The sequence below is a fragment of the Metabacillus sediminilitoris genome (genome assembly GCF_009720625.1).
In the GTDB taxonomy this organism is placed as follows: domain Bacteria; phylum Bacillota; class Bacilli; order Bacillales; family Bacillaceae; genus Metabacillus; species Metabacillus sediminilitoris.
Genome location: NZ_CP046266.1, coordinates 4598333 through 4614241, shown reverse-complemented (window position 1 = coordinate 4614241; position 15909 = coordinate 4598333). Strand labels below are relative to the sequence as shown.

18 protein-coding genes are annotated in these 15909 nt (G+C 36.2%); 10 read left to right on the top strand and 8 right to left on the bottom strand.

Annotation, left to right across the window (positions count from 1 at the left end; all coding sequences use genetic code 11):
* Window positions 1–165 precede the first annotated feature (165 nt).
* The 3 genes from GMB29_RS22300 (at window position 166) to cstA (ending at window position 4578) form a co-directional block, all read left to right on the top strand.
* Window positions 166–1923 carry a sensor histidine kinase gene (locus GMB29_RS22300; protein WP_136352724.1) on the top strand — a complete coding sequence of 586 codons (1758 nt, stop codon included), beginning with the start codon at window positions 166–168 and terminating at the stop codon, window positions 1921–1923.
* Window positions 1920–2657, top strand: coding sequence for a LytR/AlgR family response regulator transcription factor (locus GMB29_RS22295; RefSeq protein ID WP_136352726.1), 738 nt, complete (start codon window positions 1920–1922; stop codon window positions 2655–2657). Before GMB29_RS22300 ends, GMB29_RS22295 begins: the two co-directional genes overlap by 4 nt.
* 124 nt (window positions 2658–2781) lie before the next feature.
* Window positions 2782–4578, top strand: a complete 1797-nt coding sequence (gene cstA / locus GMB29_RS22290; RefSeq protein WP_136352728.1) for a carbon starvation protein CstA — start codon at window positions 2782–2784, stop codon at window positions 4576–4578.
* 89 nt (window positions 4579–4667) lie between these two features.
* On the opposite strand, the gene GMB29_RS22285 is transcribed toward cstA, so the two are convergent.
* The 6 genes from GMB29_RS22285 to GMB29_RS22260 all read right to left on the bottom strand — a co-directional run bounded on the left by GMB29_RS22285 (window position 4668) and on the right by GMB29_RS22260 (window position 8624).
* Window positions 4668–5998 (bottom strand): IS3 family transposase gene (locus GMB29_RS22285; RefSeq protein WP_155443851.1). Its coding sequence is split into 2 segments (ribosomal slippage): window positions 4668–5629 and window positions 5629–5998, totalling 1332 coding nucleotides; the frame shifts between segments, so codons are not numbered across the junction.
* 141 nt (window positions 5999–6139) lie between these two features.
* On the bottom strand, window positions 6140–6613 hold the full coding sequence (locus GMB29_RS22280) for a small multi-drug export protein (RefSeq protein ID WP_136357440.1): 474 nt from the start codon (window positions 6611–6613) through the stop codon (window positions 6140–6142).
* 146 nt (window positions 6614–6759) lie between these two features.
* Window positions 6760–6942, bottom strand: coding sequence for a YkvA family protein (locus tag GMB29_RS22275; RefSeq protein ID WP_319941415.1), 183 nt, complete (start codon window positions 6940–6942; stop codon window positions 6760–6762).
* 158 nt (window positions 6943–7100) lie between these two features.
* Window positions 7101–7487: a sporulation protein gene (locus GMB29_RS22270; RefSeq protein ID WP_136357435.1), complete on the bottom strand. Its 387-nt coding sequence runs from the start codon at window positions 7485–7487 to the stop codon at window positions 7101–7103.
* A gap of 2 nt (window positions 7488–7489) precedes the next feature.
* Complete coding sequence (locus GMB29_RS22265) at window positions 7490–7633, bottom strand: FbpB family small basic protein (RefSeq protein ID WP_136357433.1); 144 nt, start codon at window positions 7631–7633, stop codon at window positions 7490–7492.
* A 343-nt stretch (window positions 7634–7976) separates the two neighbouring features.
* The gene (locus GMB29_RS22260; RefSeq protein ID WP_136357430.1) at window positions 7977–8624 is read right to left on the bottom strand and encodes a TetR/AcrR family transcriptional regulator; all 648 of its coding nucleotides are present in this window, start codon (window positions 8622–8624) and stop codon (window positions 7977–7979) included.
* 159 nt (window positions 8625–8783) lie between these two features.
* Between GMB29_RS22260 and GMB29_RS22255 the strand changes: the two genes are divergently transcribed.
* The 4 genes from GMB29_RS22255 (at window position 8784) to yidC (ending at window position 10539) form a co-directional block, all read left to right on the top strand.
* Window positions 8784–9008 carry a DUF2187 family protein gene (locus tag GMB29_RS22255; protein ID WP_227551409.1) on the top strand — a complete coding sequence of 75 codons (225 nt, stop codon included), beginning with the start codon at window positions 8784–8786 and terminating at the stop codon, window positions 9006–9008.
* On the top strand, window positions 8998–9156 hold the full coding sequence (locus GMB29_RS27125; protein ID WP_168733938.1) for a hypothetical protein: 159 nt from the start codon (window positions 8998–9000) through the stop codon (window positions 9154–9156). The genes GMB29_RS22255 and GMB29_RS27125 overlap by 11 nt, the downstream gene beginning before the upstream one ends.
* 269 nt (window positions 9157–9425) lie before the next feature.
* Complete coding sequence (locus GMB29_RS22250) at window positions 9426–9782, top strand: hypothetical protein (RefSeq protein WP_136357429.1); 357 nt, start codon at window positions 9426–9428, stop codon at window positions 9780–9782.
* Window positions 9736–10539 (top strand): membrane protein insertase YidC, encoded by an 804-nt coding sequence (gene yidC / locus GMB29_RS22245; RefSeq protein ID WP_227551408.1) that lies wholly within the window; start codon window positions 9736–9738, stop codon window positions 10537–10539. Before GMB29_RS22250 ends, yidC begins: the two co-directional genes overlap by 47 nt.
* A gap of 73 nt (window positions 10540–10612) precedes the next feature.
* On the opposite strand, the gene GMB29_RS22240 is transcribed toward yidC, so the two are convergent.
* Window positions 10613–11212: a response regulator transcription factor gene (locus GMB29_RS22240; protein ID WP_136357427.1), complete on the bottom strand. Its 600-nt coding sequence runs from the start codon at window positions 11210–11212 to the stop codon at window positions 10613–10615.
* Entirely contained in the window at window positions 11209–12345 is a 1137-nt protein-coding gene (locus GMB29_RS22235; protein ID WP_136357425.1) for a sensor histidine kinase, read from the bottom strand. The genes GMB29_RS22240 and GMB29_RS22235 overlap by 4 nt, the downstream gene beginning before the upstream one ends.
* Before the next feature lie 576 nt (window positions 12346–12921).
* Between GMB29_RS22235 and GMB29_RS22230 the strand changes: the two genes are divergently transcribed.
* Genes GMB29_RS22230 through GMB29_RS22220 form a run of 3 tightly spaced genes read left to right on the top strand, consistent with a single transcriptional unit; the run spans window position 12922 to window position 15826 of the window.
* Window positions 12922–13956 carry an efflux RND transporter periplasmic adaptor subunit gene (locus tag GMB29_RS22230; protein WP_136357423.1) on the top strand — a complete coding sequence of 345 codons (1035 nt, stop codon included), beginning with the start codon at window positions 12922–12924 and terminating at the stop codon, window positions 13954–13956.
* Window positions 13953–14654, top strand: a complete 702-nt coding sequence (locus tag GMB29_RS22225) for an ABC transporter ATP-binding protein (protein ID WP_136357421.1) — start codon at window positions 13953–13955, stop codon at window positions 14652–14654. The genes GMB29_RS22230 and GMB29_RS22225 overlap by 4 nt, the downstream gene beginning before the upstream one ends.
* Window positions 14651–15826 carry an ABC transporter permease gene (locus GMB29_RS22220; protein ID WP_136357419.1) on the top strand — a complete coding sequence of 392 codons (1176 nt, stop codon included), beginning with the start codon at window positions 14651–14653 and terminating at the stop codon, window positions 15824–15826. Before GMB29_RS22225 ends, GMB29_RS22220 begins: the two co-directional genes overlap by 4 nt.
* Window positions 15827–15909: the final 83 nt, after the last annotated feature.

Sequence of the window (15909 nt, the reverse complement as noted above, 5' to 3'; positions counted from 1 at the left end):
ATTCTATTTAAAAATTGTGTTTTCTTCCTTTTTTATTGAAGAAATCTGGATTAAATAGTTTACTTCATCTTTTACTTGCATATTAATTGTGAAGTCAGTTCCTCATCAGAAATTTAAAATATTGTATAATATAACTCTGAGGCTGGGAGGGAGAAGGAATCGAATATGATTGAATTATTGCCTTTAATGATAGAGCGAGTTGGTATTCTTGTTATTGTTGCGTTTTTGCTTTCTAAGATGCAATCTTTTCGCCAAATCATCCATAATGAGCATACTTTTACTGAAAAAATAAGTTTAATTATGATATTTGGTCTATTTGGCATCATTAGCAATTACACTGGAGTATTAATTAATAATGGAGCAATTATGGCGCAAGCATGGAATGCTGATGGCGATATTGATGGAGCAATAGCCAATACAAGAATTATGGGTGTTGTCATCGGGGGGTTACTTGGTGGTCCATTTGTAGGTTTAGGTGTAGGTGTTATCGCAGGTGTGCACCGTCTAACACTAGGTGGGTTTACAGCTATTGCCTGTGCTCTATCTACAATAATTGCTGGAATCGCCACAGGGGTTATAGGAAAACGATTCGGAATTAGAAAAAATAGATCACCTTATGGAGCTGTGGTGATCGGGATTTTAATGGAATGTATGCAGATGGGGATTATCCTATTGATTGCGAAGCCATATGAATCCGCTCTCAATCTTGTTGAAGTAATTGCTATTCCGATGATTGTTATTAATGCTTTTGGAACGTTATTATTTATTTTTATCATTCAAAACATATTTCTTGAGAAAGAACGGCTAAGTGCATTACAAACACAAAAAGCTCTTTATATTGCACAGCAAACGCTTCCTTTTTTTCGCCAAGGGTTAAACCCGCATTCCTGCAAAGAAGTTGCCGAAATTATGCTAAAGGGAACAAATGCTGATGCAATTGCGATTACAAATCAAGAACGTGCCCTTGCACATGTTGGAGTAGGTTTAGACCATCATAACCCATCTCACCAACTTGCAACTAGATTGACTAAGAGAGTACTAGAATCAGGGGAAGTAGAAGTTGCCAAGTCGAGAAGTGAAATACAATGTTTTAAAGAAGACTGCCCTTTACAGGCTGCAATTGTATTGCCTTTAAAAGCACATGATCAGACAGTAGGTTCTTTAAAGATTTATTATACCCAGCCAAGCAAATTAGATACAGTTGAGAAGGAGCTAGCTGAAGGTCTAAGCAGGCTTTTTTCAACACAGTTAGAGCTTGCAGAAGCAGAATTGCAAAGGAAACTATTGAAGGATGCGGAAATTAAAGCGCTACATGCGCAAGTTCATCCCCACTTCTTTTTTAATGCAATGAATACCATTTCAAGTCTAATTCGTACAGATGCGGATAAAGCAAGAAAGCTCTTATTAAATTTTAGTACATTTTTTCGAAGCAACCTGCAAGGTGCGAGGCAAATTTTAATACCGCTTGAAAAAGAACTTGAACATGTGGAAGCATATTTAACCTTAGAACAAGCTCGCTATCCTGATAAATACCAAGTTGAGATGAAGATAGATCCAGCGTTAAAGTCTGTTTTAATCCCGCCGTTTACTTTACAGCCATTAGTGGAAAATTCCATTCGTCACGCTTTTCCAAAGATGAAAAACGGAAAGGTGGCGGTTACTGCACAGATAAAAAACGGGAAAATGGTCCTTATCACAGAGGACAACGGTATGGGAATTCCTCAGAACTTAACTGGTTTAATCGGAAAAGAAACCGTTCATTCTGATGAAGGAACTGGAACAGCACTATGGAACATTAAAAAGCGAATTGAAGAGTTATATGGACAAGAAGGATCGTTTACGATCAGCAGTGGACAAGATTGTGGGACAAAAGTGTCTATGATATTACCTTTAACAATTGAGCCAATGGGGGAATTAAGATGATTAAGGCATTTGTCGTTGATGATGAGCCATTAGCTAGAGATGAGTTAGCATATTTATTACGCCGAACAAAACAAGTGGAAATTGTGGGTGAGGCAGAATCGATTGACGATGCAATTGGAAAGATATTTGAGGTGGAAGTGGATGTCCTTTTTTTAGATATTCAGTTAGCAGGTGAAAGTGGATTGGATTTAGCTAGTAAGATTCTTCAACAAAAACATCGGCCGGAAATTGTCTTTGCAACTGCATTTGATGAATACGCATTAAAAGCATTTGACTTGCATGCAATTGACTATTTATTAAAGCCATTCGATGAAACGAGAGTTCAAACAACAATCCAAAAATTAGCAAAAATTCTGCGTACAAAGAAAAATATGAATGGAGCAAAAATAAGCAATCGGACTGAAGGGAATGACCGGCTAGCGATAACAGTTGATGAACGAATAGTCATCATCAACGTAAATGAACTATTATATATTGGAACAATTGATGGAAAAACAATCGTTGTTACGGAAAAAAATAAATATCAAGTCAGTGAACCACTCATTAGCTTTGAACGAAAGCTTCAATCACATCAAATCTTACGTGTTCATAGAGCATTTTTAATAAATATATATGCAATTGTAGAAATTGAGCCGTGGTTTCACTCCACCTATAATCTCATTATGAAAGACGGGGAAAAAGTACCGGTAAGTCGAACATATACAAAGGATCTAAAACAATTGCTGGATTTTTAATTGCATTTCAGACTTGAAAATATGCGGCTCAGTCTCTCATTTTAGCATTTTATTTTGAAACCGCAATGTTAGCGTTTTTAAGTAGTAACATGAAGACAAATAACCTATAAGGAGGTCGCATAAAATGAATGCGGTTACAATAGTTATTGCTTCGATGTGTATATTAATGATTGCTTATCGTCTTTATGGGACATTCATGGCTGTTAAGGTTTTAAAGCTCAATGATGCTAAACCTACTCCAGCACATGAATTAAATGATGGGAAAGACTATGTCCCAACAAATAAATGGGTAACGTTCGGACATCACTTTGCTGCGATTGCAGCAGCTGGTCCACTTGTAGGACCAATCTTAGCAGCTCAATTTGGTTATCTTCCAGGCTTGCTCTGGTTATTAATTGGGGCAGTTATTGGTGGGGCTGTACATGATGCAGTTGTTCTTTTTGCGTCAATGCGAAAAAAAGGCAAATCACTTTCTGAAGTAGCAAAAGAAGAACTTGGACCTGTTGCAGGTTTCTGTACAGGACTTGCGATGTTGTTTATTATTACAATTACAATGGCTGGTTTGTCCATGGTTGTGCTTCATGCTCTTGAAAATAACCCATGGGGAACGTTTGCAGTAGGAATTACCATTCCAATTGCGATGGGTGTAGGTTTGTTTTACAAGAAAACAGGAAACTTAAAATTAGCTTCAACAGTTGGCTTTATTTTGCTTATGATTGGGGTTTTTGCAGGACCATCCATACAAGGTACTGCACTTGGAGATTTCTTAACACTTGATTCAAAAACATTGGCTATTATTTTACCTATTTATGCTTTCTTTGCAGCAGCTTTACCAGTATGGCTTTTACTTGCACCAAGGGATTACTTAAGCAGCTTTATGAAAATTGGTGTATTTATCGCTTTAATTATTGGAGTGTTCATTATTAATCCTTCGATCCACTTTCCAGCAGTAACAGAGTTTGTTGGCGGAGGCGGACCGATTTTAGCAGGACCAGTGTGGCCGTTCATTTCAATAACGATCGCATGTGGAGCCATTTCTGGATTCCATGCCTTCGTTGGTTCAGGTACAACACCAAAAATGCTCGATCGTTGGAGTGATATTAAAGTAGTCGGTTTTGGAGCAATGCTTGTTGAATGTTTAGTAGGAATCATGGCACTAATTGCAGCTACTGCTCTACAGCCTGCTGATTATTTTGCGATTAACTCAACACCTGAAGTATTTAAAACATTAGGAATGGAAGTTGTTCACTTGCCAGAACTAGCACGTGAAATTGGATTAGATTTAGAAGGTAGAACTGGTGGGGCCGTAACATTGGCTGTAGGGATGACGTATATCTTTACAAGCATACCTTGGTTTGATACCTTATCATCTTACTTCTTTCAATTTGTTATTATGTTTGAAGCCGTCTTTATCTTAACGGCAATCGATGCAGGCACACGTGTAGCTCGTTATCTCATTCAAGATTTCTTCGGTGAATTTTATCAGCCATTGAAAAAAACGGATTGGCTGCCTGGAAACATTATTGCGAGTGCATTAGCATGTTTTATGTGGGGATATCTTCTTTATTCAGGGGACATTGGTTCCGTTTGGGCATTATTTGGTGTATCCAACCAGCTTATGGCCTCAATCGGGTTAATTATTGGTGCGACTGTTATTTTGAAAATGGCAGATAAACGGAGATATATGTTAACATGTCTCATCCCGCTTGCCTATTTGTTTATTACAGTAAACTATGCAGGCTATTGGATGGTGAAAAATGTTTACTTAAACCCAGCTGCAGCAGGTTTCAATGTTCTGAATGCAATATTATCAATTATCATGCTCATTTTGGGTGTCATCATATTAGTATCTGCTATTAAAAAGTGGATGGAACTTTGGAACACGCCACGTGTACAAATGGATGTTACATCAGTATCTTAATACAAAATTTTTTATAATATATTAATTAAAAGAGGCTGTTTTAGAATTTTGAACTGTGCCCCACATTACGGACAGTTTAAAAAAAGTGCCTATGCTGCTAATAAGTAACCCCGGTATTGTGCCGGGGTCATTTTCATTAAGCCCCATTGATAACGGTAGTTGTTATAATCCTCTATTACTCTATCGATTTCTATTTTCACTTCAGATATACTTTCACACGTTTTAAACTCAGCCAAATCCTTGAAGTGGCCAAAGAATCCTTCCATTGGGGCATTGTCCCAACAATTCCCCTTGCGGGACATGGATTGTGTTAGTCCTAATTTCTTTACTTTCATCTGGAATTCAGGATGAGTATAGTGAAACCCTTGATCTGAATGTAAGATTGCTTCCGGATGGAAGTAGCCATTTACTGCTTTTTCTAACTTTATCAGTGTCTTATGTACAATATCCATTTTCAAGGAAGTCGATAAATAATAAGCTAGGATTTCTTTCGTTGTTCCATCTTTAACGCAAGATAAATAAGCCTTCTGTCCATTACCATAATAAATATAGGTAATATCCGTAAGTAACACTTTCCCTGGCTCTTCCTGGCTAAATTCACGATTAAGGATATTGGGGCAGGTACGATGTTCCTGAGTCGCCCTTGTTATTTTTCGATAAGGATTTGTCCTTCTAATCTTGGCTACTAGATTATATTTAGCCATCAACCGTCTAATCTTCTTGTGGTTCATCACAGCTAAATAATCATTCTCCAAGAACATTTTGATTTGAAGGGCTCCAACCTTCTCCTTTTTACTTATAAAGATATGCCTAATTAGTTCTATATCTAATTCGTCCTTCTCTTCTCGAAGTTCCCGTGATAAGGCAGACTTTAGCCAGTCATAATAGCCACTACGACTTACACCTGCTAATTTGCATAGGTAGGTAACAGAACCCTTCAACTGGTGTTCCCTAATTGTCTTCTCAATCAAATAAAACGTTTCAGCCTTTGTTAATATCTTTTCTTCTTCAACGCCTGCCTTTCTAATTCTTCTAGCTTTTTTAAAAAATCATTCTCAGCCTCTAGGAATTTAATCCGAGCTTCTGCCTTCTTAAGTTGTTCCTCTACAGAAAGGGATTTTGAGGATGGTCTCCCTGTACTTCCCTTACCACGACGTTCCGTAAGGAACCCTTCCTCACCAAAACGATCATAGGTTTCCCTCCATCTTTGGAGACAACGTTTAGGTTGCTTTTTGCCAATAATCTCTAATTCAAATCCATTTTCAATAAAGATCTGAGAAGGTAACTTCCCTTGTTTATATTCCTGTACTGCTTTTATCTTAAAATCAGGACTGTAGGTGATTGTCCGTTCTGAAACACTTACTATATTTGGATTTTTTTCTAATTCCTTAATTTGAAAATCTGTATATAAATTCCTCATTAAGATAATCCCCCGTTCATATTCATTAAGTTTATTATAAACGGGATTTTTTTGAGAGGTACAAAAAACCCCGAATATGGGGCACCTTTTATAGTGGTGTCCGTTATTCGGGGTATAGTTCATTTTGACAGCCTCTTTTAATTAAATTACCTTCATGTATCCAAAACCATATACTGAGCCGATTGTTAATGCGATGGTCCATATGACTAAACTAATCGCCATCCACGAAATCACACGAGGACGTGAAGAACCAAAGGTGAGTGCTAATATAGCAGCTAAGTCTGTACCTACGATACCGGGAGCAACCAAGGCAAGTCCAGGTAGTCCATATTTTTCCCATATTCTCCTTGCTCTTGTTTCTCTTTTTGATGGTGCTGTTATCCCCTTCTTTTGTCTTCTTTTCTCTCTCCACTTTGAGAGCTGTCTAAAAAAGAGTCCGAAAATAAGTACCATTAGAAAGTTTCCTGCAAAACCAATGATCCCGACAGCGATCGGATTTAAACCCAATCCAATTCCTAGCGGAACAACAAGAAAGACATCTAATAAAGGGGCTGCCGCTAGTAAAAATAATATAAAATATTGCCAAATGCCGTCAGTTTGTTGAATCCATTCCATACATACGTTTCCTCCAAAATCATATTGTATTAGCTACATTTACGTTTAATAGAAAATAAAGTTTCAAAGTTAGTAAATTTTGTTAGTTTTCTTTAAATAAATAAGCCTGTAAGATTATGTAAATCTTTACAGGCTTATTATACTCTTTAGTTAAGTTTATATTTGTCTTTCAGAAATTGCGGTGACATCTTAATCATTCTTTCTAAAACAAAAGTAGCAATCACAACATCATCGACAATCCCAAAGAGGGAAAGAAAATCGGGAATTAAATCAAAGGGAAAGAATGCATAGGCAATTATGAACAGGATTCCAATCGCTTTTTTATGCATCTCTACTTCCTTAGAGAAAAAGAATTCTTTTAGAAAGGGGATGAACTTCCAAAATTTTAGTATGAATTTGATCCTCTTAAAATACTTATACATGTCTATCACCCCTACTAAGATGTAATAAAATTGTGTATCTAGTATAGTTCAAGCTTACTAGTCAATTAAATGACTTGAATAAAATCTTGGTCATTACTTGCAACACCTTCATTGAACGTAAGTCTCGTTTTAAAGCGGTAAGTGATGTCCTCTGAAGAAGCTTGTATTGTTTCAGGCAGTTTAAACGTAAAGGAAATTTTATTACATTCTTCAGAATTAATGACATTAGTGGACAAAATGATCGCTGTATCAACAATTTTTTCTTGTCCAGTTGATTGATTGACCATCACTAAATCACAGTCAATTCGCTTAACTTTCTGTTCAATTGTTCCACCCTTTATATAAAAATATCCATTAATTAATTCTCCGCGATGATAAGTATCCTTTGGTAATACAAGATCTATGTTCGCGGAACCTACACCTAGTAGAGACATGTATTTTCTCAATAACATAATTATCCTCCTTGATTAATATGATTAGATAATTTTTTCATATATTTTTGATCGATACGTTTTTCAATCTTTTCAATTTGTGCTTTATCTTTCAGTAATTCTTCTTTATTTTTTCTCATTAGCTCTACAAATGATACTTTTCTCATTGTTGAAGTCTCCTTTTTCGTTTACCTAAGTTGGAGTTTCCAAATAAAAAAACCTTTACCAATATTGGTAAAGGTTTTTTTAACAAATAAAGACCTTTACCAATAAGTAAAGGTCTTGCTAACAACAGTTCGTTGCCAACAAAGCCGAGAGTGAGAAACCTCTGTATTGACGACTTTATTGTAAAAGCTACTCCCCTTTAGGAGATACGATTAATTTAATTACATAAATCATAAGATATATTGGTTCTTTCGTCAATATATAATAACAGGAAATTGTGACAGAATCTTTAATGTTCTAAAAGTCCATCTTACTGAATATAAATAAAATCCAATCTTGTTGCTCTTATTCTTGGAGTTTTTTTAAATCTTGAATGGCCTCTGGAGGGAATGCGATACGGCAAATAATTTTAGCAAGTTCGTAATAGTTTACTGGGCTTCCACTTTCTTGTTGTTTTTCTGGTATTTTTTCAGATAATACCATGATCGACCACGAAACTGTGTCCAAATCTAAATCTTTCCAAACAAGACCTTGCTCTTTGGCATTTTCGAGACTTAAACGAATCCTTGAGTGTGTAATTCTCTTTGCTTCAGCAATTACTTCAGCAAATTGTGAATCTTTTAGGATCAATTCTGGAAATACTCGTGTTAAACTTTGTTGATCAAGCTGTTGATAATGTTGTTCTAATAAACTTGCAAAAAATGCTTCTGGGTCAACGTTTGTCCAATTTGGCTCAGGGGGTAAAAGTTTTTCGATTTTATCCTCAAGAAGCGACATCAAAAGTTGCCTTTTATCTGTAAAATACCTATAAAAGGTACCTATAGCAACACCTGCATGTGAAGCAATCTCCTTGGCATTTGTTTGATCATACCCTTTTTCAATAAACAAGGCACGCCCGCTTTCAAGTAATGAACGTCTTTTTTGCAGAGCTCGCTTTTGTTTAGGCACATAAGGATATTCCCCAACAAGATGTTCGTCTTCATGTTCAGACATAGTATCACCTCAACTTTATCTTAACACATAAGAACTAAAACATGAACTCAAGTTCATATTTGTTGACACACATGTTGTGACATGCAATACTTGAACTAAGTTTCTTGTTAAATCTATTACTTTTTTATACTTTTATTAAAAATGGAGTGTAAAGTCAAAATGATGGCAGATAGCAAAGCTAAAGAAGGGGATAAAATCCTTTTTGAACGAAACAGTATGTTGATTATGGGAGAAGTGTGCAAAGTAAGAGAAGAAAGTGTCATAGTCACGATAAGCAAGTCTGATGCTGAGGAACTAAAAATTGACACACCACTTACTGTAGTGTCACATAAAAACTATCAAATTATGAAATCTGAGGAAGGTGTGAATGTTTATGACAACTGATTCTAAAATGCCGATAACTGTGGATTCAACGATCTCATTAAAAGGTATCGTAAAAGCAATTTTTAAAGATACTGTGCATGTACAAATAGGCGGGAAGATTATAACATTACCATTATCGGATTATAAGCTATTAAAAGGTGATAGTTAATGAACGTTTTTTTATTAATATAAAAGAATTGAATATATATTTAGCACCATGTATTGAAATGAATATCATACATGGTGCTTTTTTAAGTAAGGCGATGATGTTAAAATTTCATTGTCGATTTTAATGAAATGACTGCTCGAGGAAAGCTTAGCCATTTTCGCGGCTAGCAACATTATGATTACTGGAGCTTTATATATTGTAGGAAAGGTTATTCGGAATGATGATACACTATAAGAAAAAATAAATAATCACTCAAGGGAGGTGAGCATATGGAATTAGAATTTTCTTCAGATATTATTCATTTGCTGTTTACAACGTGTTTAACGATTTATTGTTTTGGCTGGGTATTGTTAAAACTTACGCAACATTTACCAGTAACTGGTCAAATATCAGTTTCTTTTAAGGAATTCATTACAAAAATTCGACCTGAAGGACAAAATTTATCTTGCAATGGATTTCAGCTGCAACAACATGTAACAACAGTCATAAAACGTAAAGAAGCACCGGCGAGTGATGAAACAGACCATGTTTTCTCCTTAAATTTGTTTTTACAACAGTTTGAAGGAGGAAATACATTTCATGAAAAAAATAAAAAACCATATGCTCATCATTTTAAAAAAATATAAGGTAATTCTTCTTTGTGCAGCCCTTTTACTTGTTCTATCAGGATGTGGAATAAACCAAGCTCCAATCACACCTGAGAGTCCGGGGATTTGGGATCATTATTTTATTTATACATTTTCTTCAATCTTGGCATTTGTTGCATCGTTTTTTCATGGCAATTATGGATTATCCATAATTCTTGTGACAATTGTGGTAAGATTATGTCTATTGCCATTAATGCTTTCGCAAGTAAAAAGCCAAGAGAAAATGAAGGGATTATCACCGGAAATTCAAGCTTTAAAGGAAAAATATAAATCAAAGGACGAGTCTTCCCAAAGAAAGCTTCAAGAAGAAATAATCGCCCTTTATCAAAGACATAAAGTAAACCCATTATCTATGGGATGTTTACCAATGCTCATTCAGTTTCCAATTCTCATTGCTTTTTACTATGCAATTGTTAGAACACATGAGATTTCAACTCATAATTTTTTATGGTTTAATCTCGGCCATTCAGATCCATTCTTTATTCTTCCAATTTTAGTTGCTGTAACTAGCTATATCCAAAGCTCTCTATCCGTGAGAGAAGCTGTAAAAGCAAATCCGCAAATGGCTTTGATGAAATATCTTTCACCGATCATGATGGCAGTCTTTTCAACAGGAGCTCCTGCAGCAATCCCACTATATTGGATTGTCGGCAGTCTCTTTATGATTTTGCAACAATTCGTATTGAAAATGATGAAGAAAAGTAAAAATACTTTTGTTGAAGAAACAATGAATTAAAACACAAAAAGCATGTAGACAAAGTCACTTTAAGTGGTGAGCTTTCCTACATGCTTTTTTAGAATACCTTCTTTTATTTAAACCAACCTTTTTCCTTTGATTGTGTAATGGCCTCTATACGATTTTTAACGTCAAGTTTCTCTAATATCGTTGAAATATAGTTACGCACCGTTCCGGTTTTGATGCTGAGCTGATCGGCAATTTCTTTTGTATTCTTTCCGTCTGCAACGAGCTCTAAAACTTCCTTTTCACGCTCAGTGAGCGGGTTTTCTTCACTGTATACATCATCCATTAATTCTGGGGCGTAAATTCTCCGGCCTTGCATAATGCTTCTGATTGAATTGGCTAGTTCATCACTTGGGCTATCTTTCAATAAATAGCCGCTAACACCAGCTTTTAATGCTCTTTGGAAGTAACCAGATCGCGAAAAGGTTGTTAAAATAATGATTTTGCAGCCAGTATCCTTGAGGACTTCCGCTGCCTCAAGTCCAGTCATTCCAGGCATTTCTATATCTGTAATGCAAATATCAGGTTGAAACTTTTGAACCAGTGCAACGGCTTCTTCTCCATTACTAGCTTTCCCAACAACTTCCATGTCATCTTCTAAATTGAGTAGTGAACCCAATGCTCCTAAAAGCATTTGTTGATCTTCAGCAATGACAATTCGAATCATGTAAGCTCCTCCTTATCTGTCTGCATCACAACGTTCGGTACTTTAATAAGTAAGGTTGTTCCTTCCCTTGAATAAATTTCCAAACTTCCGTTAACAAACTCTAGGCGTTCAGTCATTCCTGTCAGGCCGTTTCCTCTAGTGAAGTTATCCTTTGTTATTTTGCCAATACCGTCATCCTTAACCATTATTTGAATCAAGTTTCGAGACTGTTTGAATGTGATAAAACAAGTAGATGCACCACTATGTCTTACAACATTGTTCACTGCTTCCTTCAAACACATGCTGAGAATATTTTCAGTTAACAATGGGACATTTTTAAGTGAAAATTCTTGATCACATACAAAATGAATTTGCGCTGCTTCGAGTATTTGTTCAATGTGCTTGATTTCGTCTTTTAATCGAATGCCGCGCATTTCTGATACTAGATTTCGGACTTCATTTAATGCGGTTCTTGCCGTCTGTTGAACATCTTTCATTTCGTTCTGAGCCTGTTCTGGATCTTTGTAAATTAATTTTCTAGCTAAATCACTCTTTAACCCAATCAGTGAGAGCTTTTGCCCAAGTGTATCATGAAGATCCCTAGCTATACGTTGTCGTTCTTCTACTTTCACGAGCTCGGAAATCTTTTTGTTAGCATCTTCCAGTTTTTCTTGAAGCTGGCCCCGTTCCTTTCTATTATAGATGCTGAAAGGAAGTAAGATGACACTTATACTCATAATAATGACAAATGGCAATTGCTGCAGAAATAATTCCTCTATCTGCATAATTGTCAAGTAGATGGAAACAATTGTCCCAAGTAAATGAAGAATATATAGCAAGATAAAAGCAAGCCGTTTTTTTATATTACCAACAAGGTAGGCAATATAAAGAGAAAAATAGACATAGTAAAACAAATAAGACAACGTGATGGAGATACCGATTAGGATGCTTGACCACAAATAAACGGACCAATTTTTCGATATGTAAGCAAAACGATACGAAATAAAAAACAAAATAGTCAGTATGATACCAATGATAATTTCAATCATAGAGGATGATTTAAAAATATAATAAAACGGTAGAACACTAAGAAATGCCCAAATATATGGGGAAATACCATTACTTTTTTGGAATATTACACGTCTTTTTTTCATGATCAAACCTTCTAAATGGATTTTTTATGCTTAAACGATATTTTATCATATTCATGTTTTTTATTTAACTTTAAAGTTGGTAAATGTTTCTATTGAGATAAAGAAACGAGTGGGAAATAGCGTTTAGCCCATTATTGGAAAGAAAATCTTATTTGCTGCAAGATACTCTATCACACAAATGGGATAATAGGTATCCACGAAAGTGAAATATCAATCTAAGGATTTCCTTCATTCTTAGAATAATAAAATTTGTATGATGTATGCATTATGTTATGAGCTCAATTACCCATTATACAATGGAAAGGTGGCAGATAGTAAGGGGAACGGAGGATGAATAAGAGGTGTTTTGATCGAATCAACCTTAACTCTATTTTGGAGCTAAGGTTTTTTGTGTATAAAAAATTCATCCTGACATTTACCTGACACAATCGAGACGTATTCTAATAAATGTTAACAGCAAGCATCAGTCATTCATCACAATATAATGACCTTTTATTTATAAAGGAGGACAGTATTTAGAAAAGGAGTTTCGAGTTGAAAAATAATCTACTAATTAATAAAGGAAGGAAGAAAAAAATGAAAAAATGGATACTAAGTCTCGTAGTGGTAGTTGTTATCATAGGGGGAGGAGCAACAGCTTATGGAATATACAATAGCAAAACACAAGAAGCTAGCGCACCTGTCATACAAACTCAAACAGCGGTTGCAGAAGTAGGAAATATAGATGTGACAGTAAGCGGGACAGGAAGCATTTCTACTATTAATAAAGAAATCATCAAAGCTGAAGAAAATAATGCCGTTGTAGAAGAGGTATTAGTTGCAGTTGGTGAAACAGTTGAAGAAGGCGAAGATTTAATCACATTTGAAGATGATGATCTTGATCCAATTGAAGCTCCATTTTCAGGAGAAGTCACAACATTGAACGTAAAAGAGGAAGACACAGTTTCGATGGGAACTGAGTTAATTGAAGTAACAGATTATAATCATTTAGAAATGGTTGTAAATGTTGATGAACTAGATATTTCTAAGGTGAAAGTTGGACAAACAGCAAAGATCGATGTAAGTGCACTGCCTGATATAGAGTTCACCGGCACTGTAACTAGCGTACCTAAAGAAGCAAATGAATCAGAGAGCAGTAGTGTCGCGCAATATGCTGTAAATGTAAAGATTAATGAACCAAAAGGTATGAAAGTAGGAATGACAGCAGAGGCAGTCATTACAACGGAAAGTAAGCAAAATGTCATAACGGTTCCAATTGAAGCTGTTCAAAAACAAGGTGACCAATATTATGTTCAAGCTTCAGCTAGTGAGGAAGAAGGAAGTACACCTGAAAATGAACAGCAATCAAGTTCAGATACAAAAACAGCTGACATAGAGAGTGCTGCACCACAAGGAACTCAAAAAACAGTTGAAGTTGGTCTCCAAAATGAAGAAGTTGCTGAAATTATTAGCGGTTTAAGTGAAGGAGAGGAAGTTATTCTGCCTACACTTCAATCAAGTGATGATTCTGAGGAAAATATGAGAGAGATGATGAAAGGCGGATTCCCAGGCAGTGAAATGCCAGGAGGCAATATGGGACAAGGTGGAAATAGAGGAGGTACTGGTCAATGATTGAGGAGCAACGAATTGTTGACATTCGAAATGTCAGTAAATATTATACCCTTGGCGGTGAAACAGTAAAAGCACTGGATGGTGTCAGTTTTTCAGTTAATAAAGGAGACTTTATCGCCATTATCGGGCCATCAGGATCTGGTAAGTCGACTCTTATGAATATGATTGGGTGCCTTGATGTCCCTGACTCTGGTGAATATCTATTAGATGGGAAGAATGTCTTTTCATTAAAACAAAAGCAATTAGCAGATGTACGAAATCAGAAAATCGGGTTCATCTTTCAATCATTTAATCTATTATCAAAACAATCTGCTTATGAAAATGTAGAACTACCTCTCATTTATCGAGGATTAAATGGCAATAGTAGAAAGGAAATTGTCATGGGTGCGCTAAAAAAGGTCGGTTTGGCTGAACGTGCAGGTCATCGGCCAACAGAATTATCAGGAGGACAGCAGCAACGTGTAGCGATTGCTCGCGCTCTTGCTGGAAATCCACCTCTTTTACTTGCTGATGAACCAACAGGTGCCCTGGATAGTAAAACAGGAATTGAAGTGATGAAATTAATAAAAGAATTAAATGAACAAGGTCACACGATCATTTTAATAACACATGATTTAGAGATTGCCAAACAAGCAAAACGAGTCATCCGGATTCAAGATGGAAAAATCACCGAGAGAACGGAGGCGCTTGTTCATTGAAATTAGGTCAAGCCGTAAAAATCGCTTATAAAAATATTGTATCAAACAAACTTAGAGCCTTTCTAACGATGCTAGGTATTATCATTGGGGTTTCCGCGGTAATTGCCCTTGTCTCGTTGGGGCAGGGTGCATCCCAATCCGTTTCAGATGATGTATCCTCATTAGGGACAACAATGGTGTCAGTCAATATCCAGGGGAATTCTACAACGGAAGAAGTAGTCGATTATGATGAGGTAATGGCATTTGAAGAATACTCGGAAGTAGAGGCTGTATCTCCAACGGTCTCTGGAAGCGGTACAGTTAAAAATGGAACAACTAGTAAGGATAGTGTCTCTATTAGTGGAGTAACCCCTGCATATGAGGATGTGCAGATGACAACAATTAGCTCCGGACGATTCATTTTGGACATTGACCAAGAAAATCGTAATAAAGTAGTCGTATTAGGCTCTAATGTAGCAACTGAGCTATTTGGTTTTACAAGTTCTGTCGGTAATGAAGTGAAAATAGATGGAACAACATTTAAAGTAGTCGGCGTACTCTCTGAACAAGGTGAAGAGTTGCAAGGCTCTGTTGATGATATGGTTCTTATCCCGTTTACAACTGCACAACGCTTTTTAGGGCAAACAGTAATCAATTCAGTCGATGTAAAAATGGCTTCAGAAGAGACAGTTGAAATTGGTATGGAAAAAATAGAACGATTTTTGTACAACCAATTTAGCGGTGATGAAACAAGCTACAATGTTCGTAATCAATCAGATATAGCAGAAGCATTAACATCTGTAACAGATACGATGACCCTTTTACTTGCAGGCATAGCTGGAATCTCACTTATTGTCGGTGGAATTGGCATTATGAATATCATGTTAGTATCTGTAACAGAAAGAACGAGAGAAATAGGAATTCGCAAAGCAATAGGCGCAAAGAAGAAAGATATCTTAACACAATTTTTAATCGAGGCAACCGTCTTAAGTGGTCTTGGAGGATTACTTGGTGTCTTAATCGGAATTGGCAGTGCAGAGGCGCTATCCATCATATTAGATATGGCGGTCTCTATTTCCTGGTTGGCAGTTGGAGTGGCAGTAAGCTTCTCGATCGTGATTGGAGTTGCCTTTGGTATTTTTCCTGCAAACAAAGCAGCAAATTTAAGTCCTTTAGAAGCTTTAAGGCACTAATAAAATCGATGTAAGGGGGATGACAAAGAAAATGTCAAACTCCTTTTTTCTATATAGGTTAGTAACATAACCAATAAAGAACA

Coding starts and splice junctions, on each gene's coding strand:
- GMB29_RS22300 (WP_136352724.1), top strand. CDS start 166: ATGATTGAATTATTGCCTTTAATGATAGAGCGAGTTGGTATTCTTGTT.
- GMB29_RS22295 (WP_136352726.1), top strand. CDS start 1,920: ATGATTAAGGCATTTGTCGTTGATGATGAGCCATTAGCTAGAGATGAG.
- cstA (WP_136352728.1), top strand. CDS start 2,782: ATGAATGCGGTTACAATAGTTATTGCTTCGATGTGTATATTAATGATT.
- GMB29_RS22280 (WP_136357440.1), bottom strand. CDS start 6,613: ATGGAATGGATTCAACAAACTGACGGCATTTGGCAATATTTTATATTA.
- GMB29_RS22275 (WP_319941415.1), bottom strand. CDS start 6,942: ATGCATAAAAAAGCGATTGGAATCCTGTTCATAATTGCCTATGCATTC.
- GMB29_RS22270 (WP_136357435.1), bottom strand. CDS start 7,487: ATGTTATTGAGAAAATACATGTCTCTACTAGGTGTAGGTTCCGCGAAC.
- GMB29_RS22265 (WP_136357433.1), bottom strand. CDS start 7,633: ATGAGAAAAGTATCATTTGTAGAGCTAATGAGAAAAAATAAAGAAGAA.
- GMB29_RS22260 (WP_136357430.1), bottom strand. CDS start 8,624: ATGTCTGAACATGAAGACGAACATCTTGTTGGGGAATATCCTTATGTG.
- GMB29_RS22255 (WP_227551409.1), top strand. CDS start 8,784: ATGATGGCAGATAGCAAAGCTAAAGAAGGGGATAAAATCCTTTTTGAA.
- GMB29_RS27125 (WP_168733938.1), top strand. CDS start 8,998: ATGACAACTGATTCTAAAATGCCGATAACTGTGGATTCAACGATCTCA.
- GMB29_RS22250 (WP_136357429.1), top strand. CDS start 9,426: ATGGAATTAGAATTTTCTTCAGATATTATTCATTTGCTGTTTACAACG.
- yidC (WP_227551408.1), top strand. CDS start 9,736: ATGAAAAAAATAAAAAACCATATGCTCATCATTTTAAAAAAATATAAG.
- GMB29_RS22240 (WP_136357427.1), bottom strand. CDS start 11,212: ATGATTCGAATTGTCATTGCTGAAGATCAACAAATGCTTTTAGGAGCA.
- GMB29_RS22235 (WP_136357425.1), bottom strand. CDS start 12,345: ATGAAAAAAAGACGTGTAATATTCCAAAAAAGTAATGGTATTTCCCCA.
- GMB29_RS22230 (WP_136357423.1), top strand. CDS start 12,922: ATGAAAAAATGGATACTAAGTCTCGTAGTGGTAGTTGTTATCATAGGG.
- GMB29_RS22225 (WP_136357421.1), top strand. CDS start 13,953: ATGATTGAGGAGCAACGAATTGTTGACATTCGAAATGTCAGTAAATAT.